The following is a 23,664-nucleotide window of genomic DNA, read 5'->3' as shown; positions in this document are numbered from 1 at the left end:
TCAGGCACCGATCGACGCTTCCGCGACATCGGCGCGGACGGGGGACGCGCCGGCCCGGCGGGCCGCCTCGATCGCCCAGTACACCGCCTCCGGCGTCGCCGGCGAGGCCAGTTCGACACTGGTCCCGGCCGGGCCGAACGCGGCGGCGGCCTGCCGCAGCGCCTCCCGTACCGAGAAGGCCAGCATCAGCGGAGGCTCGCCCACCGCCTTGGAGCCGTAGACCGCGCCCTCCTCGCCGGCGTTCTGGAGCAGCGTGACGTGGAACTCCTCGGGCATCTCCGAGAAGCTCGGCAGCTTGTAGGTGCTCGCCGCCTGCGTAAGGAGACGGCCCCTGTTCGGGCCGTCACCGGCGTCCCAGCGCAGGTCCTCCAGGGTCAGCCACCCCGCGCCCTGCACGAAACCGCCCTCGACCTGACCGATGTCGATCATCGGGGACAGGCTGTCGCCGACGTCGTGCACGATGTCCACCCGCCGGACGCGGTACGCGCCGGTGAACCCGTCCACCTCCACCTCGGCCGCCGCGGCGCCGTGGGCGAAGTACTTGAACGGCGAGCCGTGGAACGTCTTGGCGTCCCAGTGCAGCCCCTCGGTCCGGTAGAAACCGGCCGCCGACAGCTGCACCCGCTGGAAGTACGCGGTGCGCACCAGGTCGTCCCAGGCCAGCTCCCTGTCGCTGCCCAGGGCGCGCGCGACGCCCTCGACGATGCGCACGTCCGAGGCGTTCGCACCGAGCTGGGTCGCCGCCACCTGCCGCAGCCGTTCGCGCAGCTGCTCGCAGGCGTTCTTCACGGCGGCGCCGTTGAGGTCCGTCCCCGCGCTGGCGGCGGTGGCGGAGGTGTTGGGCACCTTGTCGGTACGCGTCGGGGCGAGGCGCACCTTGCGCAGCGGGATGCCCAGCGTGGTCGCGGCCACCTGGAGCATCTTGGTGTGCAGGCCCTGCCCCATCTCGGTGCCGCCGTGGTTGATCAGGACGGAGCCGTCCTTGTAGATCAGCACCAGCGCGCCGCCCTGGTTGAAGGCGGTGAGGTTGAAGGAGATGCCGAACTTCAGGCCGGTGAGCGCGAGGGCCCGCTTGGTGTGGGGGTGCGCGGCGTTGAAGGCGGCGATCTCGCGCCGGCGGGCGGCGATGCCGCCGTTCTCCTTGACCTGCTCCCAGACGGCGGAGATCCGCTCCGGCTGGACGACCGGCTGTCCGTACGGAGTGGTCTGCCCCCGCCCGTAGAAGTTGCGCTCCCGCAGCTCCGCCGGATCCAGGCCGAGCAGCGGCGCGCACCGGCCCATGATGTCCTCGATCACCAGCATGCCCTGGGGTCCGCCGAAGCCGCGGAAGGCGGTGTTGGAGACCTTGTTGGTCCTGGCGATGCGGCCGGTGACGCGGGCGTGGGGGATCCAGTACGTGTTGTCGATGTGGCACAGCGCGCGGGCCACCACCGGCTCGGACAGGTCCAGGCTCCAGCCGCCGTCCGCCGTGAGGGTGGCGTCGAGGGCCTGGATGCGGCCGTCGGCGTCGAAGCCGATCCGCCACCGGGCGTGGAAGCCGTGCCGCTTGCCGGACATGGTCAGGTCCTGGGTCCGGTTGAGCCGCACCCGGACCGGCCGGCCGGTCAGCCTGGCGCCGAGCGCGGCGACGGCCGCGAAGCCGTGCGGCTGCATCTCCTTGCCGCCGAAGCCGCCGCCCATCCGCAGGCACTGCACGGTGACCTCGTGACTGTGCAGGCCGAGCACATGGGCGACGATCTCCTGGGTCTCGGAGGGGTGCTGGGTGCTGCTCTGCACGAACACCTGCTCGGCCTCGTCGACGTAGGCCAGTGCCGCGTGGGTCTCCAGGTAGAAGTGCTCCTGGTCGGAGAAGTGCAGCTCGCCGGTGAACACGTGCGCGGAGTCGGCGAAGCCGGCGTCGACGTCGCCCGTCACCATCACGGGCCGGGCACCGTGGAAACTGTCGGCCGCGATCGCTTCCCGCAGCGTGATCAGGGAGGGCAGTTCGTCGAGTTCCACCTCGACGGCCGCCGCGCCGAGCCGGGCCGCCTCCAGCGTCTCGCCCAGCACCCAGGCGACCGCGTGCCCGTGGAACATGACCACGTCGGGGAAGAGCGGCTCGTCGTGCTTCATCCCGGCGTCGTTGACGCCGGGCACGTCGGCACCGGTCAGCACCCGGACCACACCGGGCACGGCGAGCGCCGGCGCGGTGCGCAGCGCGGTGATCCGGCCGTGGGCCTTCATGACCTGGACCGGGTAGGCGTGCAACACGTCCTTGGTGCGGTGGATCAGGTCGTCGGTGTAGAGCGCGGTGCCGGTGACGTGCTGGACCGCGCTCTCGTGCGGCAGCGGGAGGCCGACGACGGACTTCTCGGGGCGTTCGGACAACTGGCTCATGACGGCACCGCCTCGGTGGTTCGCGTGTACAGCTTCAGCAGGCTCCGGCCGAGCATCGCGGAGCGGTAGGCGGCGCTGGCCCGGTGGTCGTCCATCGGCGTGCCCTCGTCCCGCAGCACCGGCGCCACGGCCTCGACGGTCTCCGCCGTCCACGGCCTGCCCTCCAGGGCCGCCTCGGTGGCGAGGGCGCGGATCGGGGTGGCGGCGACGCCGCCCAGGCCGATCCGCGCCTTGCGGACGACCCCGCCCTCGACGTCGAGCGCGAAGGCGACGGCCACGCTGGAGATGTCGTCGAAGCGCCGCTTGGCGATCTTGTGGAAGGCCGTGACCGGCGACAGGGGCAGCGGGATCCGCACCGAGCGGATCAGCTCGTCGGGGCGGCGCACGCTCTGCCGGTAGCCGGTGAAGTACGCGGCGAGGGGGACCTCGCGCTCGCCGTCGGCGTCGGCGAGGACCACCGACGCCTCAAGGGCGAGCAGCGCCGGCGGGCTGTCGCCGATGGGGGAGCCGGTGCCCAGGTTGCCGCCGAGGGTCGCGCCGTTGCGGATGAGACGGGAGGCGAACTGGGGGAACAGTTCGGCGAGCAGCGGGACTTCGCCGTCGAGACGGCGCTCGATCTCGGTGAGGGTCAGGGCCGCGCCGATCTCGAGGGAGTCGGAATCGACGCGCAGCTCCCGAAGTTCGGGAAGCCGGTCGACGGCGACCACGCAACCGGCCCGCCGGGCACGGATGTTGACCTCCACGCCCCAGTCGGTGGAGCCGGCCACCACCACCGCCTCGGGCCGCTCGCGCAGCAGCCGCAGCGTCTCGGGCAGGGTGCTCTTCCGCAGGAACGCGCTGTCGTCCTGGACGTACGCGGTGGCGACCGGTGCGGGCGGGGCCTGCTCGCGGCGCCGCGCCAGCGGATCTTCGTCGGTGGGCGTGCCGACGGCGAAGGCGGCGTCGCGGATGGGGCGGTAGCCCGTACAGCGGCACAGGTTTCCGCTCAGGGCGTGCAGGTCGAAACCGTTGGGGCCGTGCTCGGCGTCGGTGCCCGGGGCCGCGTCCGTGTCCGCGTGCGCGCAGCGGCCGGGACGGTAGTACTCGGCCGCCATGCTGCAGACGAACCCCGGTGTGCAGTAGCCGCATTGGGAGCCGCCGCGGACCGCCATCTCCTCCTGCACGGGGTGCAGGGCGGGCGGCGTGCCGGGTGCGCCGGCGGTGGCGAGGCCCTCGGAGGTGACGACCTCCTGACCGTCGAGCGCCGCCACCGGGACCAGGCAGGCGTTGACCGCCACCCAGTCGGTGGGCTTGTCCACGCCGGGGCGGGCCACCAGGATCGAACAGGCGCCGCATTCACCCTCGGCGCAGCCCTCCTTGGTGCCGGTGAGTCCCCGCTCGCGCAGGAAGTCCAGCACCGTGGTGTGGGCCGGGGCCGGTGAGATCGGTGCTTCTTCTCCGTTGACGGTGATGTGCGCCGCTACCATGACGGGCCCTCGTTTCGGTGCGCGATGGGTCGATTCATCATGTTCGCCAATGTCGGGCAGCTTTCTGTGCTCGGACGCGCCGCGTCACAGGTGCGGGCGCGGGACGGCACGCGACGGCGGCGTGCCGGAAAAGGGTGAGGGGAAGACCGGGACGTGCCGCGAGCGGGCACGGGAGGACGGCGTCGTCAGCAGCCGTGGGCGATGCGACCCGGAACCCAGACCGTGGTGTGGGCGAGGCGACTCAGGTCGGAGCTGGTGTTCATCCGGGGGGTCGCCTCCTCTCGGTCGTCACGGGGCGATGCTGAGCGCAAGTTAGTGGCCGACGATCACCGAGGTCAAGACCTCGGGCCCTCGTGCATCTGTAAATTCGATCGCTGTCAACGAAAACATCTGTTGGACAGTTTCACGGGGGCGTCCAAGGATGTGCCGTGCGGTAGCGCAGTCGACGAGACGCCCACATGGCCTACCGCCCGAGTGGAGGCACACATGCCGCATGAAGAGACCGAAGTCGTCGTCGTCGGGGCGGGCCAGGCAGGCGTGGCCATGAGCGAGCACCTGGGCGCCCACGGCATCCCGCACCTCGTCCTGGAACGGCACCGGATCGCCGAGCGGTGGCGTACGGAACGCTGGGACTCCCTGGTGGCGAACGGGCCCGCGTGGCACGACCGCTTCCCGGGCCTCGAGTTCACGGATATCGATCCCGCCCTCACCCCCGACGCCTTCGTGCCGAAGGAGCGGGTCGCCGACTACCTCGTGGCGTACGCCGAGAAGACGGGCGCCCCGATCCGCAGCGGCGTCGAGGTGACCTCGGTGCGCAGGCGCGCCGGCCGGCCCGGCTTCCGCGTCGAGACCTCGCAGGGCACGATCGACGCGCGCTTCGTCGTCGCCGCCACCGGACCGTTCCAGCGGCCCGTGATCCCGCCGCTCGTGCCGGACGGCGCCGTCCCCACGCAGATCCACTCCAGTGGGTACCGCAACCCGGAGCAGCTGCCCGGGGGCGCCGTCCTCGTCGTCGGGGCCGGCTCCTCGGGGGTGCAGATCGCCGACGAACTGCGCCGGTCCGGGCGCCGGGTCCTCCTCTCCGTCGGCCCGCACGACCGTCCGCCCCGCGCGTACCGCGGGCGTGACTTCTGCTGGTGGCTCGGCGTGCTCGGGACCTGGGACGCGCAGACCCCGCCCCAGGGCGCCGAACACGTCACCATCGCGGTCAGCGGGGCGCACGGCGGCCACACCGTGGACTTCCGGGACCTCGCCGCGAGCGGCATCGAACTCGTCGGCATGACCACGTCCTACGCCGACGGCGTCCTGCGCTTCGCGCCGGACCTCGCCGCCAACATCGCCTTCGGCGACGCCAAGTACCTGGAATTCCTCCGGGCCGCCGACGCCTACGTCGAGCGCGACGGACTCGACCTCCCCGAGGAGCCGGAGGCCCACGTCCTCGGACCGGACCCGGAGTGCGTGACCCGCCCCCGCCCCGAGCTCGACCTGAACGAGGCCGGCGTCACCTCCATCGTGTGGGCGACGGGCTTCGCCACCGACTACGGCTGGCTCGACGTCGACGCGTTCGACGAGAACGGCCGCCCCGACCAGCGACGCGGAGTGTCCGCCGAACCCGGCGTCTACTTCCTGGGCCTGCCCTGGCTGTCCCGCCGCGGATCCAGCTTCCTCTGGGGCGTCTGGCACGACGCCCGGTACGTCGCCGACCACATCGCGAGGCAGCGCGGCTATCTCGCGTACGCACCCACCGACCGGAAGAACTGAGGAGCGGATCATGACCTCCACGACCCCGAAGGCCCCGATCGTCGCCGGCGGACACACCCGCGTCCGCCCGTTCAACACCCGCGAGACCTATCCCGAGCAGAACCTCGACAACGACCTCTGCCAGGCCGTCGTCGCCGGGAACACGGTGTACGTCCGGGGCCAGATCGGCCAGGACCTCGACACCGGCGAGTCCGTGGGCATCGGCGACGCCGAGGCCCAGGCCGAGCGGGCCATGGCCAACATCAAGATGCTGCTCGAAGAGGCGGGCAGCCGCATGGAGCACCTGGTCAAGCTGACGATCTACCTGATCGACCCGCGCTACCGCGAGGCGGTCTACCGCACGGTGGGCCGCTGGACCAAGGGCGTGCACCCCGTCTCCACGGGCCTGGTGGTGTCCGCGCTCGCCCGCCCCGAGTGGCTGTGCGAGATCGACGCGATCGCCGTCGTCCCCGCCCGCGCCGAGGAGGACCCGGCATGACCTTCTCCCTCGTCGTGCGCGACGGTGGGCGGTTCGGCGTCGTGGCCTGCTCGTCGAGCCCGGCGGTCTTCGCCCGCGTCGCCCATCTGCGGCCCGGCGTCGGCGCCGCCACCTCGCAGAACATCACCGACCCCACCCTCGGCACGAGCCTCCTCGCGGGCCTCGCGGAGCACTCGGACGCGGAGCGCGCCCTGACCGACGTCACCGGCGCCGTCCGCAACGCCGAGACCATCGAGTACCGGCAGCTGACCGTCCTCGGCCGCTCCGGCCCCGGCTTCGCCCACAGCGGCGCGCGGACGCTCGGCACGTACGCCTCGGCCACCACGGACGGCGCGGTGGCCGCCGGCAACATGCTGTCCGGCCCCCACATCCCCGGCGTGCTCCTCGACGCCTACGCCTCGGCCGGCGGAGAACTCGAAGAGCGTCTCCTCGCCGCCCTCAGGGCCGCCGTCGCGGCCGGCGGCGAGGAGGGCCCGGTGCACTCCGCCGGCCTGGCGGTCGTCGCGGACGTCGGCTGGCGCGTGACCGATCTGCGGGTCGACTGGGCCGACGAGCCCGTGGACCGGCTCGGCGAACTCCTCGACGTCTGGCTGCCGCAGCGCGACGACTACGTGCGGCGCGGACTCGACCCCGCCACCGCACCCTCGTACGGCGTCCCGGGCGACCTGTGAGGGCCGCGCGGGAAGCGACGGGCGCGCTGAAGAAGGCGGCCCGGCAGGCGGTCGACCGCCGGGCCGAGGAGCTGATCGGCCTCTCCGAGCGGCTGCACGCCGATCCGGAGACCGCCTGGGAGGAACACCGGGCCGCGGCCGCCGTCCCGGAGCTCCTCGACCGGGCAGGATTCGACGTCACCTCGTCCTACCTGGGCCTGGAGACGGCGTTCCACGCCCGGTACGGCAGCGGGCCCGTACGGATCGCCCTGTGCGCCGAGTACGACGCCCTGCCCGGCCTCGGCCACGCCTGCGGGCACAACCTCATCGCGGCGAGCTCGGTCGGAGCCGCGCTCGGCCTCGCGGCCGTCGCCGACGACGTCGGCCTGACCGTCGAGGTCTGCGGCACCCCGGCCGAGGAGGGCGGCGGCGGCAAGATCGAGCTGCTCGACCGGGGTGCCTTCGCCGGCGTGGACCTCGCGATGCTGGTGCATCCGGCGCCGGTCGACGTCGCCGAGGCCCGCCCGTTCGCCGTCAGCCACTCCAAGATCTCCTACACCGGGAGGTCCGCGCACGCCGCGGCCTATCCGGAGGCCGGGGTGAACGCGGCCGACGCCTTCACGGTGGCCCAGGTCGCCATCGGCCTGCTCCGCCAGCAGCTGCCGGCCTCGGCCCGGGTGCACGGCGTGGTGACCCACGCCGGCGACGCCCCCAACGCCATCCCGGAGCGCTCGACCGGACGGTGGTACGTACGGGCGGAGACGCTCGCCGAACTGGCCGCCCTCGAACCGCGCGTGATGCGGGCCTTCGAGGCCGGCGCCCTCGCGACGGGCTGCGAGCTCCGGATCGAGCCGGAGAGCAAGCCGTACGCGGAGTTCCGCACGGACGGGACCGCCCTCGGCCACTACCGTGCGAACGCCCTCGCGCTGGGCAGGGAGTTCGCGCCGCCGGGGCAGGCCGCACGGATGAACCGCGCCTCCACCGACATGGGCAACGTCTCCCAGGTGGTGCCGGCCATCCACCCGTACATCGGCATCGGCTCCCTGCCCGCGACCAACCACCAGCACGAGTTCGCCGCGCACTGCGTGGGCGGGACGGCCGAACGGGCCCTGCTCGACGGGGCGATCGCCCTGGCCTGGACCGGAGTGGACCGAGCCGGGCCCGCCGGAGGCATCCCGACGACCGAAGGAACCCGATGACCCCGACCCCGGACCCCCGGCGCACCGCCCCGCCGGACCACGGGTACCGCACGGAGCACGACATGCTCGGTGACGTCGACGTGCCGGCGGACGCCTACTACGGCGCGCACACCGTCCGGGCGGTGGCCAACTTCCCCCTCACCGGGGAGACCCTCGCCGCCCGGCCGCACCTGATCGGCGCCCTGGCGGCGGTCAAGTGCGCCGCGGCCCGCGCCAACGCTCAGGTCGGCGCCCTGGACGCCCCGCTCGCCTCGGCCATCGAGACCGCCTGCGCCGAGATCCGCGACGGAGCCCTGCGGGACCAGTTCGTGGTCGACCTCATCCAGGGCGGCGCGGGCACCTCGACCAACATGAACGCCAACGAGGTGATCGCCAACCGCGCCCTGGAACTGCTCGGCCGCTCCCGCGGGGAGTACGCGGTCCTGCACCCCCTCGACCACGTCAACCTCGGCCAGAGCACCAACGACGTCTACCCGACGGCCCTGAGACTGGCCCTGGACGCGCACGTCGCCGACCTGCTCGTCGCCCTGGCCGGACTGCGCGGCGCCTTCGAGGGCAAGGCCGCCGAGTTCGCCGACGTCCTGAAGATGGGCCGCACCCAGCTGCAGGACGCCGTCCCCATGACACTGGGCCAGGAGTTCGGGGCGTACGCCGCCACCCTCGCCGAGGACGAGCAGCGGCTCGCCGAGGTCAGACCCCTGCTGCACGAGCTCAACCTCGGCGGCACGGCCATCGGCACCGGACTCAACGCCCGCCCCGGCTACCGCGAGCGGGCGGTGGAGGAGCTGCGCCGGCTGACGGGCATCCCCACGCTCGTCTCCGCGCCCGACCTCGTCGAGGCCACCCAGGACGTCGGCGTCTTCGTGCACCTGTCCGGAGTGCTCAAGCGGATCGCCGTGAAGCTGTCCAAGATCTGCAACGACCTGCGGCTGCTCTCCTCGGGACCACAGGCCGGCCTCGGGGAGATCCACCTCCCTCCACGGCAGGCCGGTTCGTCCATCATGCCCGGCAAGGTCAACCCGGTGATCCCGGAGGCGGTCAACCAGATCGCCTTCGAGGTGATCGGCAACGACGTGACCGTCACCCTCGCCGCCGAGGGCGGCCAGCTCCAGCTCAACGCCTTCGAGCCGGTCATCCACCGGAGCCTGAGCGCCGGACTCGCCCACCTCACCGCGGGCGTCGGCGTCCTCGCCGAGCACTGCGTGCGGGGCATCACCGCCGACCGGGACCGGCTCGCGAGGACCGTCGCCGCCTCCACCGGCCTCGTCACCGCGCTCGGCCCCGCACTCGGCTACGAGACCGCCTGCGCCCTCGCCCTGGAGGCCCATCACACCGGCAGGCCCGCGCTCGACCTCGTACGCGAGCGCGAGCTGCTGACCGAGACGGAACTGCGCGAGCTCACCAGCCCCGCCGCCCTCACGGGCCGGGGCGCGCCCTGAGCACCCCACGGCGTCGTGTCCGTCGCCGGGGCCGCATAGGGTCGGAGCCGACCGGACCACCAGGCGCGAGGGCCACGCATGACGTCACCAGTCGGTTTCACACTCGTCCAGCTCCGCTACTTCCTCGTCGCCGCCGAACGCGGCTCGATGACGGAGGCGGCGGCGGAGCTGCACATCGCGCAGTCCGCCGTGTCCACGGCCGTCCACAACCTGGAGCAGGACCTGCGGGTGCAGCTGTTCATCCGCCGGCGCGGCCGGGGGCTGACGCTGACACCCGCCGGGGAGCGGCTCCGGCAGCAGGCCCAGGACCTCCTCGCCCGCGCCCGCGAGGTCGAACGGGAGGCCAGGGGCGGGGGCGAGTCCCTCTCCGGGCCGGTGGCCGTCGGCTGCTTCGTGACCCTGGCCCCGTACTACCTGCCGGCGCTGTTCAGCGAATGCACCCGACGCCATCCGGGCATCGAACTCGACGTCATGGAGGGGGAGTCGGACCAGCTCGTCCAGGCCCTGACGGGGGGACGCGTCGACTTCGCGCTCACCTACGACCTCGGTCTGTCGGCCGAGCCGGACCTGCGCGCCGAGACCGTCGCCCGCGCCCCGGCGTACGTCATCGTCCCGGCCGATCACCCCCTGGCCGGCCGGGACAGTGTCGAACTGGCCGAACTGTCGGCGGAGCCGCTCGTCCTCCTCGACCTCCCCCACAGCCGTGACTACTTCCGCTCCCTGCTCGCCGCCACCGGCACCGCGCCCGACGTGCGCTACCACACGCGGAGCTACGAGACGGTGCGCTCCCTGGTGGCGCGCGGACTCGGCTACTCCGTCCTCAACCAGCGCCCGGCGACCAGTCAGACCTACGGTGGCGGCGAGATCGCGGAGCTCCGGCTCCGGGACGGCGGACCGCCGCTCGAAGTCAAGATCGCCTCGGTGGCGAGCGTGACCCCGACGGCCCGCGCCCGAGCGGTCATGGACGTACTGCGGGAGGTCGCCACCCGACCCGCCGAGGGCTGAGCGGCGACCTCCCGTCACTACAGGTCGGCCCGGCCGGTCACCGTCCGGGCGTGGGCCAGGAGCAGCTCACGGGCCCTGTCGGGGCGCAGGGCCGCGTTGCGGCTGACGATGTGCAGGCCGTAGCCGTCCTCCAGGGCCACCAGGCCGTGTGCCAGGTCGGGCGCGGGCGCGGCGAGCGTGAACCCGCCGGTCGCGGCGCCCACCGCGAGGGCGGTCGTGTAGAGCGCGACCTCCCGCGCGAAGAGCGAGGCCATCAGCTCGGCGTGGCCCGGGCTGCGGCCGGCGCGCCGGTGCAGCTCGTACAGCAGCCCGTGGACCGGGTCGTCCGTCATGCTCGGCAGACCGCTGTCCATGAGGGCCCGCAGCCGCGCGGCGGGATCGCCGGCGGCCGCCTCGTCGTAGGCCTGCTGCCGGGACGCGAGATAGCCCTCCACCGCGCCCCGGTGCACCTCCAGGAGGAGGTCGTCGAGCTCGGGGTAGTAGTACAGGACCGAGCCCTGGGAGACGCCCGCGGCCTCCGCGATGTCCTTGATGCGCAGGGCTTCGAGCCCGCGCTCCGCGATGGCCCGCCCCGCGGCGGAGACGAGGGCCTCTCTGCGTGCCGTCTGGTCGCGTGGTCTGCCGACTTTCCTCATGGGCTCATTCTCTGACGCCCGTATCAGATGGTGCAAGAAGTTCCCGTCCAGAGCATTGACGGCTGGTTCACCTATTGTTTGAATCCCAACTCAAAGAACTCGGTGCGGACGCCGCCGCCGAGCCCCTTCTCCCTCGCCGCCCCGCTGTCTCCGAGCGGCACCCCGCCGAAACGGCCCCGCCCGCCTCCCACCCAGGGGCACCGGCTCACCCCACGTCCCACGACGCAAGCGAAGGCCACAGCAATGCAGACGTACGCCCACTGGCGGCAGCGCGCCGCCGACCTCACACCCCGCACGCGCCTGTTCATCGACGGAGCGTGGACCGATCCCGCCGAGGACCGGTGGATCCCGACCGTGAACCCCGCGACCGGCAAGACCACCGCCCACGTGGCGGCCGGCTCCGCGGCGGACGTCGACCGGGCCGTGGCCGCCGCCCGCACCTCCTTCGAGGGCGGCCGCTGGTCGCGCACCGCCCCCGCGGAGCGCAGGCGGGTCCTGCTCGCCCTCGCCCGCCTCATCGAGGAGCACGGCGAGGAGCTCGCCCTCTGCGACACCCTCGACATGGGCAAGCCCATCGCGGAGTCCCACGGCACCGACGTCCCCGGCGCCGCAGGCGTCTTCACCTGGTACGCCGAGGCCGTCGACAAGCTCTACGACGAGGTCGCCCCGGCCCCGCCGGGCAACCTCGCCCTCGTGCGCCGCGCCCCGCTGGGGGTCGTCGGCGCGGTGGTCCCCTGGAACTTCCCCCTCGACCTGGCGAGCTGGAAGCTGGCCCCCGCGCTGGCCGCGGGAAACAGCGTCGTGCTGAAGCCGGCCGAGCAGTCCCCGCTCTCGGCGCTGCTCCTCGCGGAACTCGCCGCGGAGGCCGGACTGCCCGACGGCGTGCTGAACGTCGTGCCCGGCCCGGGGGAGACGACCGGACGGGCGCTCGGCCTCCACCCGGACGTGGACACCCTGGTCTTCACCGGCTCCACCGCCGTGGCCAAGCGCTTCCTCGCCTACTCCGCCGAGTCGAACATGAAGCAGGTCTGGCCAGAGGCCGGCGGCAAGAGCCCCAACGTCGTCTTCGCCGACGCCGACCTGGACGCCGCCGCGGAACGCGCCGCATGGGGCTTCGTCTACAACGCCGGACAGGTCTGCTCCGCCAACACCCGCCTCCTCGTCGAGGCCTCCGTCGCCGAGGAGTTCACGGCCCGCGTCGCCGAGCACGCCCGCACCTGGCAGCCGGGCGACCCGCTCGACCCCGCCACCCGGCTCGGACCGCTCGTCGACGAGGCCCAGGCGGAACGCGTCCTCGACGCCGTGCGGTCATCGGGCGGCACCCTCGTGTGCGGCGGCACGCGCCCCGACCGCGACGGCGCCTACCTCGACCCCACCGTCGTCACCGGCCTCGGCCCCGACGCCCCGCTCGTACGGGAGGAACTGTTCGGCCCCGTCCTGACGGTGCTCCCCTTCCGGGACGAGACCGAGGCGATCCGCCTCGCCGACGACTCCGCCTACGGCCTTGCCGCCTCCGTGTGGACCCGGGACCTCGGCCGCGCCCATCGCGTGGCGGACGCCCTGCGCGTCGGCACCGTCTCCGTCAACACCGTCGACGCCCTCAGCCCGTACACGCCCTTCGGCGGGTTCAAGCAGTCCGGACACGGGCGCGACCTCTCCCTGCACTCCCTCGACAAGTACACCGGCCTGAAGACGACCTGGATCGCTCACGGCTGACCGCGCCGGCGACCGAGAAGCCGCAGGCACAGCACCTGAACCGATACCGACACCGTCACCGTCACCCGAGCAAGGGACTCACCACCATGACCACCGACACCGCAGAACTCGTCCGCCTCGACCGGGCGCACATCATCCACCCCTACCTGCCGGGCAGCGCCACCGAGCGCGTCGTCATGGCCTCCGGCTCCGGCTGCCGCCTCACCGACACCGAGGGCCGCGACTACCTCGACGCCACCGGAGGCCTCTGGCTCGCCCAGATCGGCCACGGCCGCACGGAGGTCGCCGACGTCGCCCACGAGCAGATGAAGAAGCTGGAGTACTTCACCAGCTTCTGGGAGTTCTCCAACGAGCGGGCCATCGAACTCGCCGCCCGCCTCGCCGACATCGCCCCCGAGCCGCTCAACCACGTCTACTTCACCTCCGGCGGCTCCGAGGGCAACGAGGCGGCCATCAAGATGGCCCGCTACTACCACCACCGGCGCGGCGAGGCCAGCCGGACGTGGATCCTGGCGCGCAGCAAGGCCTACCACGGCATCGGGTACGGCGGCGGCTCGGCGACCGGATTCCCCCTGTACCACGAGGGCTTCGCGCCGATGATGCCGCACGTCTCCCACCTCACGCCCCCGTGGCCGTACCGCAGCGACCTCTACGACGGCCAGGACCCGACCGACTTCCTCATCCGTGAACTCGAGGAGCGCATCGCCGAGATCGGCCCGAAGAACATCGCCGCCATGATCGGCGAGCCCATCATGGGCGTCGGCGGCATGCTCGTCCCGCCGGCCGACTACTGGCCCCGGGTGCGGGAGGTCCTCGACCGGCACGGCATCCTGCTGATCTTCGACGAGGTCGTCACCGCGTACGGCCGCGTCGGCGAGTGGTTCGCCGCCCAGTACTTCGACGTCACCCCCGACATCATCGTCACCGCCAAGGGCATCACCTCCGGCTACGTCCCCCTCGGCGCCCTCCTGGTCGGCGACCACCTCGCCGAGGTGCTCCTGCGCGACCACGGATTCCCCATGGGCTACACCTACAACGGCCACCCCGTCGCCACCGCCGTCGCCACCGCCAACCTCGACATCATCGAGAGGGAAGGACTGCTCGCCCGCGCCACCGGCCTGGGCTCCTTCCTCCACGACGAACTCAAGGCACAGCTGGGCGACCTGCCGATCGTCGGCGAGATCCGCTCCGTCGGCATGATGCTGGCCGTCGAGCTGGTCCAGGACCGCGCCACCCGCGCCCCCCTGCCCCTCGACCCGGACCGCATGCCCCACGACGTCATCCGCCGCGAAGCCGGCGTGATCGTCCGCGACTCCGCCCACAGCCTGGTCCTCTCCCCGCCGCTCGTCATGACCGAGACCGAGGCTAAGGAAGTGGCCACCGCGCTGCGCGGCGTCCTGGAGCGCACCGAACCCACCGGCGAGATCCGCCCCGCCTAGGGCGTGTCAGCCCCTTCCCGTCGGGTCCGGCCGCCCGGCCTGGTCCGACGCGAACGGTCCGACAGGCCCTGCCCCTCCAGGGAGGCCCGGTGCCCCGCCGGGCCTCCCCGACACGGACGCCACGCCGTCACCGCGCCCGCGCGCGCCTGCTCGCAGTACCCCTCTCCCCGCTAGGAACTGCCCGTGTCCTCCCCACTCTCCTCCGCCGACCCGCGCCCTCCCCACACCACGACCGGCCTGCGGCGCAGCCTGAAGCGCCTCGACATCACCGCCCTGGCCATCGCCGCCGTCATCTCCTTCGACACCGTCGGGCAGATCGCCACCGGCGGCGGCGAGGCCGCCACCTGGACGGCGGCCCTCGCGCTCTTCTTCCTCGTCCCGTACGCCCTGCTGTTCGCCGAGACCGGCGCCGCGTTCCCGCAGGAGGGCGGCCCGTACGTCTGGGTCAAGCTCACCCTGGGCCGAGCCGCGGCCGCGCTCACCGTCCTGTTCTACTGGGTGACCAACCCGATCTGGCTGGGCGGCTCCCTGGTCTTCCTCGCCGCCGAGACCTGGGACGGCTTCGTCTTCCACCTGGGCTCGGGGACCGTCGCCGACTACGTGTTCAAGCTGCTGTTCGTCTGGACCGCGATCCTCACCGCCGTCGTCTCCCTGCGCCGCGGCAAGTGGATCACCACCCTCGGCGCGGCGGTGAAGGTCCTCACCCTCGCGGTGTTCACCCTCACCGCGCTGCTCTACGGCCTCGAACACGGCTTCCACGGCCTCACCGACGCCCACTTCACCCCGACCACGGCCGGATTCCTCGCCCTCGTGCCGATCCTGCTCTTCGCCTACGTCGGCTTCGAGGCCCCCAACGCCGCCGGCGAGGAGATGCACGATCCGCAGCGCGACGTGCCCGCCGCACTCGGCCGCTCCGCGACCGTCGCCGCCTGCTGCTACCTGCTGCCGGTCCTCGCGCTGCTCGCCGTCGTCCCCGCCCACCAGGTCACCGGCATCGGCGGTTTCATGGAAGGCGCCCGCCTCGTCTTCGGCATCTACGGCGACGCGGCCGGCCCGCTCCTGACGCTCACCGCCGTCATGTTCGTCTTCGCCCTCCTCACCCAGGGCAGCGCGTGGATGATCGTCAGCGACCGCATGCAGGCGATGGCCGCCGCCGACGGCGGCTCCTTCAGCCGCGCGCTCGGCGCCTTCCACCCCCGGCTCGGCACGCCCGTGCGGACCAACCTGCTCTCCGGAGCGGTGGCGACCGTGTTCATGATCGTGGCGATGCGGGTCGCCGAGGGCGACGCGGGCGCCGTGTTCGCCGTGGTCCTCACCGTGGCCGTCACCACCCTGCTGCTGTCCTACCTCGTCATCGTCCCCGCCCTCGTCCTGCTCCGCCTGCGCCGACCCGACGTCGTACGGCCCTACCGCGTCCCCTTCGGCCACCGCGGTTTCATGGGCTGCGCGGCGCTGGTCTACGCCTGGATCCTCGTCGGCTCCTGGTGCGCCCTCTTCCCCGGGACCCTGGAAGCGCTCTTCGGCGTCGAGTACGCCTTCGACGACGTCTGGGGCATGTCCCGAGGGGCGTTCGAGGCGTTCACCCTCGGCACGGTCGCCGTCCTGCTCCTGGTCGGAGCCCTCGGCCTGCTGATCGCCCGACGGGAGGCCCCGGAACCGGCCGCCGTGGCCGAGGCGGAAGCCTAGGGCGCGTCCGGGTGCGGCCGACGGGACGACCGTCCCGTCGGCCGCACCCGCGCCCGGCGTCGCGCCCGGCGTCGCGCCCGGCGTCGCGCCCGGCGTCGGAAGATCCCGTGCTCCGTCCGGAACGGGCCGAGGTCCTTCGCCTCACCGGCCGCGTGTGGGACGGTGAGGACATGCCGGTTCCCGTGATTCTCGACTGCGATCCCGGTCACGACGACGCCTTCAACATCCTGCTGGCCGCCGCCCACCCCGCGATCGAACTGCTCGCGATCACCACCGTCGCGGGCAACCAGACACTGGAGAAGACCACGCTCAACGCCCGCCGGATCTGCTCCGTGGCCGGGATCAGGGGCGTACCGATCGCGGCGGGCCGCGACCGCCCGCTGCACGGACCGCCCCGGATCGCCGAGAACATCCACGGCGACTCCGGCCTGGACGGACCCGGCTTCGGCGAGGGCGAACCGGAGGTGCCCCAGGACCCGCGCGACGCCCTCACCCTCATCCGGGACACCCTGCTGGCGCACCCGGCGCCGGTGACGCTCGTACCGACCGGGCCGCTCACCAACATCGCGGTCTTCCTGCTCGCCCACCCCGAACTGGCCGCGCGCGTCGAGCGGATCGTGCTCATGGGCGGCTCGACGGGACGCGGCAACACCACGCCCGCCGCCGAGTTCAACGTCCTGTGTGATCCGGAAGCCGCGGACATCGTCTTCCGCAGCGGTCTGCCGGTGACGATGTTCGGCCTCAACGCGACCCACCAGGTGCGGGCCACCGCCGAGGTCGTCGCCCGGATCGCCGCGCTCGGGACCCCGCTGAGCGGGCTCTGCGTCGACCTGCTCACCTACTTCGCGTCCACGTACCGCGAGGTGTACGGCTTCGACGCGCCCCCGCTGCACGATCCGCTCACCGTCGCCCACCTCATCAACCCGTCGCTGGTCAGCCTGGTGCGGGCAGCGGTGACGGTCGAGCTGAACGGCACGCACACCCGGGGCGCGACGGTGGTGGACCTGCACGGGGTGACGGACCGGCCCGCCGACACCGAGGTCGGCATGGAGGTCGACACGGACGCGTTCTGGGACCTGATCGTGGAGGCCGTGCGCGTCCTCGGCCGGCCCTCATGACGATGTGGCGGCACCACCGGAGGTGGTGCCGCCACATCAGACGAACCGGGTCACTTGCCGAACCACGCGTGGTGGACGGTCAGCGTCGACGTGTTGCCCTGCTTGTCCGTGACCTCGGCGGAGAGCGAGACGCCGCTGTCCTTCGCCGGGCTCTTCACGGAGATCACGCCGCCCACGACCTTCACGGGCTGCCAGGTCTTCCCGTCGTCGTAGCTCACGGACACGGTGAGCGACTTGAGGTTCGTCCCGGCGGCCGCGCCCTGCACGGTCACGGGGACCAGGACCGTCGTGCGGGCCGGGAGGCGCGAGGCGAGGTCGACGGGGGCCGCGAAGCGGACCGTGGACACCGGCAGCGCCGTGGTGGCCGCGACCCGCTTCGAACGGAACGTGAAGCCGGCCTCGATCCGCGGGGAGGCCGCGGCGGCCTTCGCCGGGCGTTCCACGGAGGTCGTCAGCCGGTACTCGGCGTCCGCGGCGTCGACCGTGAAGGGCTGCGAGCCGCTCAGCGGGTCGTCGTTCTCGGCGACCTTGACGCCGTCGCGGTACAGCGTCGACTTCGCCGAGGCGTACGGGACCGACCCCGGGTGGCCCTTGCCGTCGGAGAACAGGGGCACGGCGCCGACCAGCTGCTCCTCGCCCGTGGCCGGGTCGGGAGCGGTACGGAAGACGCCCGTTCCCTCGCCCAGGAGCGGGCCGAAGACGCCGGTGTTGAAGTTCTCCCGGTACGTCCGGCCGGCCTCGTAGCGCTTCGGCCGGGCCATTTCGTAGGCGCCCTCGAAGGCCGGGTAGCCCCACTGGTCGGGCTCGCCGAGCTGGTTGAACCGGGTGAGCCACGTGGCGCCGTCGGCGGTGGAGACGTAGAAGGTACGGGTGCCCGGCGCCGCCTGCGGCGCGGAGAAGCCGTTGCCCTCCGGCGCGCCCGGCAGATGGGCGTACGGGGAGGCGAGCGCGGTCTTCCCGGGGGCGGAGGCGCCGAGACCGACCTTGAGGGTGGCCAGCTCGCTCGCCTTCACGTGCCTGGTGTAGCCGGTCGCGACCGTGCTCGCCCTGCCGCCGAAGGCCACCGAGTACTGGCTGGTGGCGTCCTTGAGGAAGTGCGCGTCCCAGGTCTGCAGGAGGGAGCCGTCGGTGACGGCCGGACCCGCGTGGGCGGTACGGAAGCCGGTGAAGCCCCTCAGGACCCAGCCGTTGCCGACCCGTCCGACGTCGGTGGTGGCGAGCTCGTAGTACGTCCCCGCGTAGTCCGCCGTGGCGATGCCGGGCACGGTGAGGTCCACCGGCCTGGTGGTGCGCGCGTCGGCGGTGACCGTGGTGTCGGCGGAGACGTCCAGCTTGGGCTGGGCGATCCAGTCGGTGCCCGCGGTGTAGTCCGACGGGTCCTGGTAGACGGCCGTGTTGAGCGTGTACGCGCCCTTGGGCACGCGGATCGTGTGGGCGCCCGGCTCGTTGTCGACGCGGACCTGGAAGCCCGCGGCCGGCCCGCCGACACCCGTCAGGGTGTTGGCGAAGTACGAGGCGTCGGCCCCGTCGCGTCCGAGGGTGCGGATCGTCAGGTCGTACGACTCGGCCTCCCGGACGGCCACGGCGGCCGTGCGGACGGACTGGCCGGCGCCGGTGGCGGTGACATAGGCCGAGTAGCTTCCGTCGGCGTCGCCGATCCTGGTGTCGGCGACGAGACCGACCTCGGCCGTGCCGCCCGCGGGCACGGTCACCTTCGAGGCGTCGAGCGCGAAGAACCCGGCCGGGGCCGGCTTGCCCGAGGGATCCAGGGCGGACACCGACAGATCGAGGGTGACGTCGGCGGTCCCGAGGTTGCGGTAGACGACCTTCCGGGTGACGGGCTTGTCGTCGGCGTGCGGCCAGAGCGCGGTGCCGAAGTTCAGCGCCACCGGTTCGGCGACGACGCTCTGGGCGAGCGCCTTGTCGACCCGGATCCGGCCCGTGCCCTGCTGGAAGGGCGTGTAGCCGCCGCCCTCGGCGGAGCCGGTCAGCGCGCCCTTGAGCTCGGTGGACTTCCAGTCGGGGTGCCGCTGCTTCAGGATCGCGGCCGCGCCGGCGACGTGCGGGGTTGCCATGGAGGTGCCGTCGATCTGGAGGTAGCCCGGGGCGGGATGCGGCGTGCCGGGGCGCGTGTCGATGGCGCTGCCGGCCGCGGCGGCCGCGGTGATGGCGACGCCGGGGGCGGTCACGTCCGGCTTGACGGCGCCGTCACCGACGCGCGGCCCGGTGCTGGAGAAGGGCGCCAGGCGGTCGTCCTTGTCGACGGCGCCGACGGTCAGCGCGGCGTCCGCGGTGCCCGGTGAACCCACGGACGACGCACCGGACTCGCCCTCGTTGCCCGCGGCGATCGCGAACAGGATGCCCTTCTCGGCGGACAGCCGGTCGACCGTCGCCTCCAGCGGGTCGACGCCGGGGCTGTCGGGCCCGCCGAGGCTGAGGTTGACGACGTCCGCGCCTTCGGCGGCGGCCCACTCCATGCCCGCGATGACGGCGGAGTCGTCCCCGTACCCCTCGTCGTCGAGGACCTTTCCGCTGATCACCTTGGCGCCGGGGGCGACGCCCTTGTACCGGCCGCCCGACGTGGCGCCGGTGCCGACGGCGATCGACGCGACGTGCGTGCCGTGTCCGACGCGGTCCACGGCGTCGGCGGAGGCGGAGAAGTTCTTCTCGCCGACGACCTGCGTCCTGAGGTCGTCGTGGGTCTTGTCGACGCCGGTGTCGAGGACGGCGATCTTCACGCCCGTGCCGTCGAACCCGGACTCCCAGGCCTTGTCGGCGCCGATCTGCCGGACGCTGCGGTCCAGGCTCGCGCCGCGCACCCCGTCCAGCCACACCGTGGCGACGCCGGAGGAGGCGACGCGTGCGCCCGTGGCCTGACGGTCGGTCAGCGCCTCCCACACCCGGGCCACGTCCTCCGGGGACGTACGGACCGCGTCGGCGTTGATCGTCGGGAACGTGCGCCGTACCTGGGTGTCGCCGGCCGCGCGCACCTCGGCGCGGGCGGTGCCGGCGCTCCCCGCGTACCGCACGATCAGCTTGAGCCCGGTGCCGTGGCTCTCGCGCAGCCGCGGGTCGGTGAGGACGTCGAGGTCGAAGAGCCGCTGGTCGAGGCGGCCCGTGGCGATCAGGCGCCGCGCGTCGGCGGGCACCACGAGGGTGTGGTCCCCGGTGCGCCGCACCTCTACGGGTATGTGCTCACGGCCCTCGGCGGACTCGAAGCCCACCATCCGGCCCTCGGCGTCCACCACCACGCGGTCGCCCGTGACGAGCGGGATCCGCTGGGTGCCGCCGAGGTGCGGGGCGGTGTCGGGTGCGGCCGCCGCGTTCGCGACGGTCGCCGTCGCGGGGCCGGTCATGCCTGCCACGAGGGCCACCGATGTGGCCGTCGCGATGGTGAAGGCGCGTGCTCTGTGCACATGTGCGCGCAAGTCTCCCCCAGGAGCTCGGGATGAGGTCGGATGGTCGGTTCCGGCCAGGGGTGCCAAGGCGCCCGCCGTCGGTCAGCGCAGTATGTGAAGCGGGACGGACGTGATCAACGACGGTTCGGGGAAGGAGGGTCGAGCCGTATGGATTCAGGCCATCCTGAAGTCCGTGAGTGCGATGGGGCGACGATGACGGTGTGACGAGAGCGTGACGGCGGGACGATCCTTCCGCGACAGCGGCACGCGCCGGCCCCGAGCGAACGCAGTCCCCACCGCCTTTTCGGAGGCCGGGCCCCGAGAGCTCGGAGCGCGTCCCTCCTCTTGGCCGTATCCGTACCCGGAAGGAACGGCTCTCCGTCCGGGTACGGCAGGGGTGACTCCCGCGGCTACGGCCGGCCGTCGATCCAGCTCAACTTGTGCCCGTACAGCACCCGCTGGCAGTAGTCCGTGCCCGCCGGGTCGGCGGCGTCCCGGTTCGCGGTGCAGTCGGACGCCGACCCCGGGCGGTGCTCGGAGAGGGACCACAACCGGCCCGTGCCGCGCTCGACGTAGAGGTCCTCGGCGCCCCGGGCGGTCTTGACGGGCTGGCCGTTCGCGACCAGCTGCTTGTCGACGTTCCAGTGGTAGCGCCAGAGGTTGCCCGGCTCGTCCGTGCCCTTCGACTCGTTCACGTACAGCGTGCCGTCGTTCACCGCCGCGCCCTGGGCGCCGCCGTTGGTCAACGGCAGGTAGTTGGCCCAGCCTTCGGAGGTCACGTCGGCGGTGCGGCCTTCCAGGGCCGCGATCTGGAACGAGGCGATGCGGCCGGTGGACGGGTAGCCGGTCTCCGGACGGCAGTACTCACCCATGATCAGCCGGTCCGGGGTGGTGCTGCGGTCGAGCGAGATGTACGAGGCCTTCGGCGCGCCGGTCGAGACGCAGGCGTAGGAACCCGCGGGGTTGCTCTGCGTCGCCTTGAACTTCCAGGCGGCGACCTGCGGCATCACGTAGCGGTAGCCGAAGCTGTACCAGACGTTGTCGTGCCGGCCGACCTTCGTCTTGTCCTGGACGTCGGCGGTGGTCTTCACCCCGTCGGTGTCGGCGCCCATCGCGTCGTGCGTGCTCGGGTCGCCGTCCGGGTCCAGGTCCATGATGGAGCGCATGTCGAAGACGCGCAGGCCGTTCCGGGTGTCGGCGACGTACAGGTAGTTGCCGTACCAGACGATCCCGCCGGCGTGGACGCCCTTCTGGATCGGGTACTCGGAGGCGTGCAGTCCGTCGAAGGAGACGTGGTCGGCCGAGTTGACGTACGTCCAGCCCAGCAGGACGTGCCGGTACTTGATCTCGGGGCTGCCGGTGGCCGGGTTGGTCCGGCTCTGCACGAAGGTGATCCGGACGCCCTTCTGGTTGCAGGCGTCGTCGGCCTCCAGCTCGGCCGCGGTGCAGTCGCCGGTCGCCGGGTCCGGGTCGGTCTCCCGGCCGGGGTCCGAGCCGTCGTACGAGGCGAACAGCTGGATGTTCCCGGCCTCGCCCCACAGCTCGTCGTCCTTGGCGTCGGAGACGCCGGTGAATCCCTGCGGGACCCACTCGGGCGAGGTGGAGTCGTCGCTCTGCAGGCAGTACTTGATGTCGGGATCGGGAGCGGTGCCGAACGGGTCGCGGGAACACCACGGAGTCACGGTGCGGTTGGCCCCGGCCAGGAGGTTCTGCACGCCCGACTTGGGGAGCACCGAGTCCAGGCGGGCGACCCGCGAGGCGGTCTCGGAGTTCAGCGCGCCGGGCGACATCGTGAAGTCCCCGGGCGAGGCCGCGCCACCGGGCGAGGTCCAGCCGGTGGCCGCGAGCGGAGAGGGAGCGGCCTCGGCGGCGAGGGGCTCCTGAACCGTGGAGTCCGAGCCGCCCGGGACGTCCTCGGCCTGGGCCGGAGCCACGAGGCCGGTGAACGCGAGCGAGGCCGCGACGGCTGTCGTGAGCCAGGCGCGACGTATTCGCCTTGAGGGCATGGGTGGTTACCTCCGTCTGTTGATGCGTCAGACAAGTTGAACGGAGGGTTCCAGAACGCCCGAGCGAAAGGCAACCATGATTGATTTGTCGCCAATGCGGCGTGAATCACCGGTGATTGATGAAGGAATGGGCGAATGGCGCCGATCGCGGGGACGCGGGTCCGGATGCCCGGACGGCCGGAATGTGACGGCCCGACGCCCGGTCGGTGCAAGACCTGCCGCCGATCCCCACAAGATCCGCACGCTGGGCGGCGGGCCTTGGCATGGGTCGATGAGTACGCACCGTATCGACCGGCCGGCGGATCTCGACGTGGTCCGTGAGTCCTACGACCGAGTGGCCGACAGCTACGCCCACATGGTGACGACGACGGGAATGGGCGACATCCGCCGCCACCCGTGGCTCAAGGCGCCGATCGACGCCTTGGCCGACACCGTGGGCGGGCTCGGACCCGTCCTCGACGTCGGCTGCGGACCCGGCACGGTGACGGCCTGCCTCACCGAGCGCGGACTCGACGCGTCCGGGGTCGACCTCTCCCGCGCACGATCGAGAACGCGCGCCGTCTGCACCCGGACTGCCGCTTCGACGTGGCCTCCGCCACCGAACTCGACCTCGAGGACGAGTCCCTGGGCGGCGTGCTCGGGTGGTGGTCGCCGTTCAACCTCCCGCGTGACGTCCTTCCCCAGGTCCTCGCCATGTTCGCGCGGGCCCTGAAGCCGGGCGGCCACCTCCTCGCCGCCACGCACGTCGGCGACGAGGACGTACTGCGCACCGAGGCCTACGGAACCGCGCCCACCCGGATGCCGGACGGCGCTGGTCGGCCTGGCAGCGGGAGCCGCTCCCCGACCACCGGACCTGGTACTCCCTCGGCGGCGAGGACGGGGACGCGTGGGGCGCCATCGAGGCGTTCCGTGCCCTCACCGGGCTGTCCGCGTTCACGCCGGTGAACTGCCGCTGAAGCGCGGTGACGAGCTGCGCGCCGGTCGCCGGCAGCACCCACAGCGAGGTCTCGAAGGGCTGGACCCGGTGGGCGTCCGCGTACGTGACGGCGCCCCCGTCGTGGAAGACGAGATCGGCGCGCATGCCGCCGGGGTTCAGCAGGGCCAGGTCGGCGCCGTGGGCCCGGCCGGCGGCGACCTGCGCGTCGGCGTCACCGACGGCGGGACGAGCGCGGTGGTCTCCATGTCCGGGGCGCGCGGCGACACCCCGGAACACATCCTGGCCCAGGAGAACGCGGCGAGCGCCCTCGTCGACCACGCCCCGTGCGCGCGCACGTCGTGACCGGACGGGCGGC

Annotated in this window: 17 protein-coding genes; 11 read left to right on the top strand and 6 right to left on the bottom strand. The window is 72.7% G+C overall.

What is annotated here, in order from left to right:
* Both xdhB and BLW86_RS02210 read right to left on the bottom strand, forming a co-directional pair.
* A complete protein-coding gene (gene xdhB / locus BLW86_RS02215) occupies positions 1–2,376 on the bottom strand; it encodes a xanthine dehydrogenase molybdopterin binding subunit (protein ID WP_093872425.1) in 2,376 nt (791 codons plus the stop codon).
* Positions 2,373–3,842, bottom strand: coding sequence for a xanthine dehydrogenase small subunit (locus BLW86_RS02210; RefSeq protein WP_093872424.1), 1,470 nt, complete (start codon positions 3,840–3,842; stop codon positions 2,373–2,375). Before BLW86_RS02210 ends, xdhB begins: the two co-directional genes overlap by 4 nt.
* A gap of 486 nt (positions 3,843–4,328) precedes the next feature.
* Here BLW86_RS02210 and BLW86_RS02205 point away from each other — a divergent pair, with 486 nt between their 5' ends.
* The 6 genes from BLW86_RS02205 (at position 4,329) to BLW86_RS02180 (ending at position 10,374) form a co-directional block, all read left to right on the top strand.
* Positions 4,329–5,603, top strand: a complete 1,275-nt coding sequence (locus BLW86_RS02205) for a flavin-containing monooxygenase (RefSeq protein WP_093872423.1) — start codon at positions 4,329–4,331, stop codon at positions 5,601–5,603.
* A 10-nt stretch (positions 5,604–5,613) separates the two neighbouring features.
* A complete protein-coding gene (locus tag BLW86_RS02200; protein ID WP_093872422.1) occupies positions 5,614–6,081 on the top strand; it encodes a RidA family protein in 468 nt (155 codons plus the stop codon).
* Positions 6,078–6,752 carry a DUF1028 domain-containing protein gene (locus BLW86_RS02195; protein ID WP_093872421.1) on the top strand — a complete coding sequence of 225 codons (675 nt, stop codon included), beginning with the start codon at positions 6,078–6,080 and terminating at the stop codon, positions 6,750–6,752. Before BLW86_RS02200 ends, BLW86_RS02195 begins: the two co-directional genes overlap by 4 nt.
* Entirely contained in the window at positions 6,749–7,930 is a 1,182-nt protein-coding gene (locus BLW86_RS02190) for a M20 family metallopeptidase (protein ID WP_218138001.1), read from the top strand. Before BLW86_RS02195 ends, BLW86_RS02190 begins: the two co-directional genes overlap by 4 nt.
* Positions 7,927–9,369 (top strand): aspartate ammonia-lyase, encoded by a 1,443-nt coding sequence (locus BLW86_RS02185; RefSeq protein WP_093872420.1) that lies wholly within the window; start codon positions 7,927–7,929, stop codon positions 9,367–9,369. The genes BLW86_RS02190 and BLW86_RS02185 overlap by 4 nt, the downstream gene beginning before the upstream one ends.
* Before the next feature lie 78 nt (positions 9,370–9,447).
* A complete protein-coding gene (locus BLW86_RS02180; RefSeq protein WP_093872419.1) occupies positions 9,448–10,374 on the top strand; it encodes a LysR family transcriptional regulator in 927 nt (308 codons plus the stop codon).
* A 17-nt stretch (positions 10,375–10,391) separates the two neighbouring features.
* On the opposite strand, the gene BLW86_RS02175 is transcribed toward BLW86_RS02180, so the two are convergent.
* Complete coding sequence (locus BLW86_RS02175; RefSeq protein WP_093872418.1) at positions 10,392–11,009, bottom strand: TetR/AcrR family transcriptional regulator; 618 nt, start codon at positions 11,007–11,009, stop codon at positions 10,392–10,394.
* A 243-nt stretch (positions 11,010–11,252) separates the two neighbouring features.
* Here BLW86_RS02175 and BLW86_RS02170 point away from each other — a divergent pair, with 243 nt between their 5' ends.
* The 4 genes from BLW86_RS02170 to BLW86_RS02155 all read left to right on the top strand — a co-directional run bounded on the left by BLW86_RS02170 (position 11,253) and on the right by BLW86_RS02155 (position 16,968).
* Positions 11,253–12,725: an aldehyde dehydrogenase family protein gene (locus BLW86_RS02170; protein WP_093872417.1), complete on the top strand. Its 1,473-nt coding sequence runs from the start codon at positions 11,253–11,255 to the stop codon at positions 12,723–12,725.
* Positions 12,726–12,811: 86 nt separating this feature from the next.
* Positions 12,812–14,164, top strand: coding sequence for an aminotransferase family protein (locus tag BLW86_RS02165; protein ID WP_093872416.1), 1,353 nt, complete (start codon positions 12,812–12,814; stop codon positions 14,162–14,164).
* 183 nt (positions 14,165–14,347) lie between these two features.
* Positions 14,348–15,850: an APC family permease gene (locus tag BLW86_RS02160; protein WP_256341172.1), complete on the top strand. Its 1,503-nt coding sequence runs from the start codon at positions 14,348–14,350 to the stop codon at positions 15,848–15,850.
* A gap of 170 nt (positions 15,851–16,020) precedes the next feature.
* The gene (locus BLW86_RS02155; RefSeq protein ID WP_093878447.1) at positions 16,021–16,968 is read left to right on the top strand and encodes a nucleoside hydrolase; all 948 of its coding nucleotides are present in this window, start codon (positions 16,021–16,023) and stop codon (positions 16,966–16,968) included.
* Between the two features lie 50 nt (positions 16,969–17,018).
* On the opposite strand, the gene BLW86_RS02150 is transcribed toward BLW86_RS02155, so the two are convergent.
* The 3 genes from BLW86_RS02150 to BLW86_RS43905 all read right to left on the bottom strand — a co-directional run bounded on the left by BLW86_RS02150 (position 17,019) and on the right by BLW86_RS43905 (position 23,468).
* Complete coding sequence (locus BLW86_RS02150) at positions 17,019–20,384, bottom strand: S8 family peptidase (RefSeq protein WP_371129438.1); 3,366 nt, start codon at positions 20,382–20,384, stop codon at positions 17,019–17,021.
* Between the two features lie 392 nt (positions 20,385–20,776).
* A complete protein-coding gene (locus tag BLW86_RS02145) occupies positions 20,777–22,372 on the bottom strand; it encodes a hypothetical protein (protein ID WP_093872415.1) in 1,596 nt (531 codons plus the stop codon).
* 655 nt (positions 22,373–23,027) lie between these two features.
* Positions 23,028–23,468 carry a 5'-nucleotidase C-terminal domain-containing protein gene (locus BLW86_RS43905; RefSeq protein ID WP_371129661.1) on the bottom strand — a complete coding sequence of 147 codons (441 nt, stop codon included), beginning with the start codon at positions 23,466–23,468 and terminating at the stop codon, positions 23,028–23,030.
* Between BLW86_RS43905 and BLW86_RS42860 the strand changes: the two genes are divergently transcribed.
* Entirely contained in the window at positions 23,397–23,651 is a 255-nt protein-coding gene (locus BLW86_RS42860; protein WP_256341171.1) for a hypothetical protein, read from the top strand. The genes BLW86_RS43905 and BLW86_RS42860 overlap by 72 nt on opposite strands.
* The last annotated feature ends 13 nt before the right edge of the window (positions 23,652–23,664 follow it).

Source organism: Streptomyces sp. TLI_105 (assembly GCF_900105415.1).
In the GTDB taxonomy this organism is placed as follows: Bacteria; Actinomycetota; Actinomycetes; order Streptomycetales; family Streptomycetaceae; genus Streptomyces.
Note: the sequence above shows the minus strand (reverse complement) of the source record. Positions and strands in the feature narration are given on the sequence as shown.

Coding starts and splice junctions, on each gene's coding strand:
- BLW86_RS02165 (WP_093872416.1), top strand. CDS start 12,812: ATGACCACCGACACCGCAGAACTCGTCCGCCTCGACCGGGCGCACATC.
- BLW86_RS02195 (WP_093872421.1), top strand. CDS start 6,078: ATGACCTTCTCCCTCGTCGTGCGCGACGGTGGGCGGTTCGGCGTCGTG.
- BLW86_RS02170 (WP_093872417.1), top strand. CDS start 11,253: ATGCAGACGTACGCCCACTGGCGGCAGCGCGCCGCCGACCTCACACCC.
- BLW86_RS02180 (WP_093872419.1), top strand. CDS start 9,448: ATGACGTCACCAGTCGGTTTCACACTCGTCCAGCTCCGCTACTTCCTC.
- BLW86_RS02155 (WP_093878447.1), top strand. CDS start 16,021: ATGCCGGTTCCCGTGATTCTCGACTGCGATCCCGGTCACGACGACGCC.
- BLW86_RS02145 (WP_093872415.1), bottom strand. CDS start 22,372: ATGCCCTCAAGGCGAATACGTCGCGCCTGGCTCACGACAGCCGTCGCG.
- BLW86_RS02200 (WP_093872422.1), top strand. CDS start 5,614: ATGACCTCCACGACCCCGAAGGCCCCGATCGTCGCCGGCGGACACACC.
- BLW86_RS02210 (WP_093872424.1), bottom strand. CDS start 3,842: ATGGTAGCGGCGCACATCACCGTCAACGGAGAAGAAGCACCGATCTCA.
- BLW86_RS02175 (WP_093872418.1), bottom strand. CDS start 11,009: ATGAGGAAAGTCGGCAGACCACGCGACCAGACGGCACGCAGAGAGGCC.
- BLW86_RS02185 (WP_093872420.1), top strand. CDS start 7,927: ATGACCCCGACCCCGGACCCCCGGCGCACCGCCCCGCCGGACCACGGG.
- xdhB (WP_093872425.1), bottom strand. CDS start 2,376: ATGAGCCAGTTGTCCGAACGCCCCGAGAAGTCCGTCGTCGGCCTCCCG.
- BLW86_RS02205 (WP_093872423.1), top strand. CDS start 4,329: ATGCCGCATGAAGAGACCGAAGTCGTCGTCGTCGGGGCGGGCCAGGCA.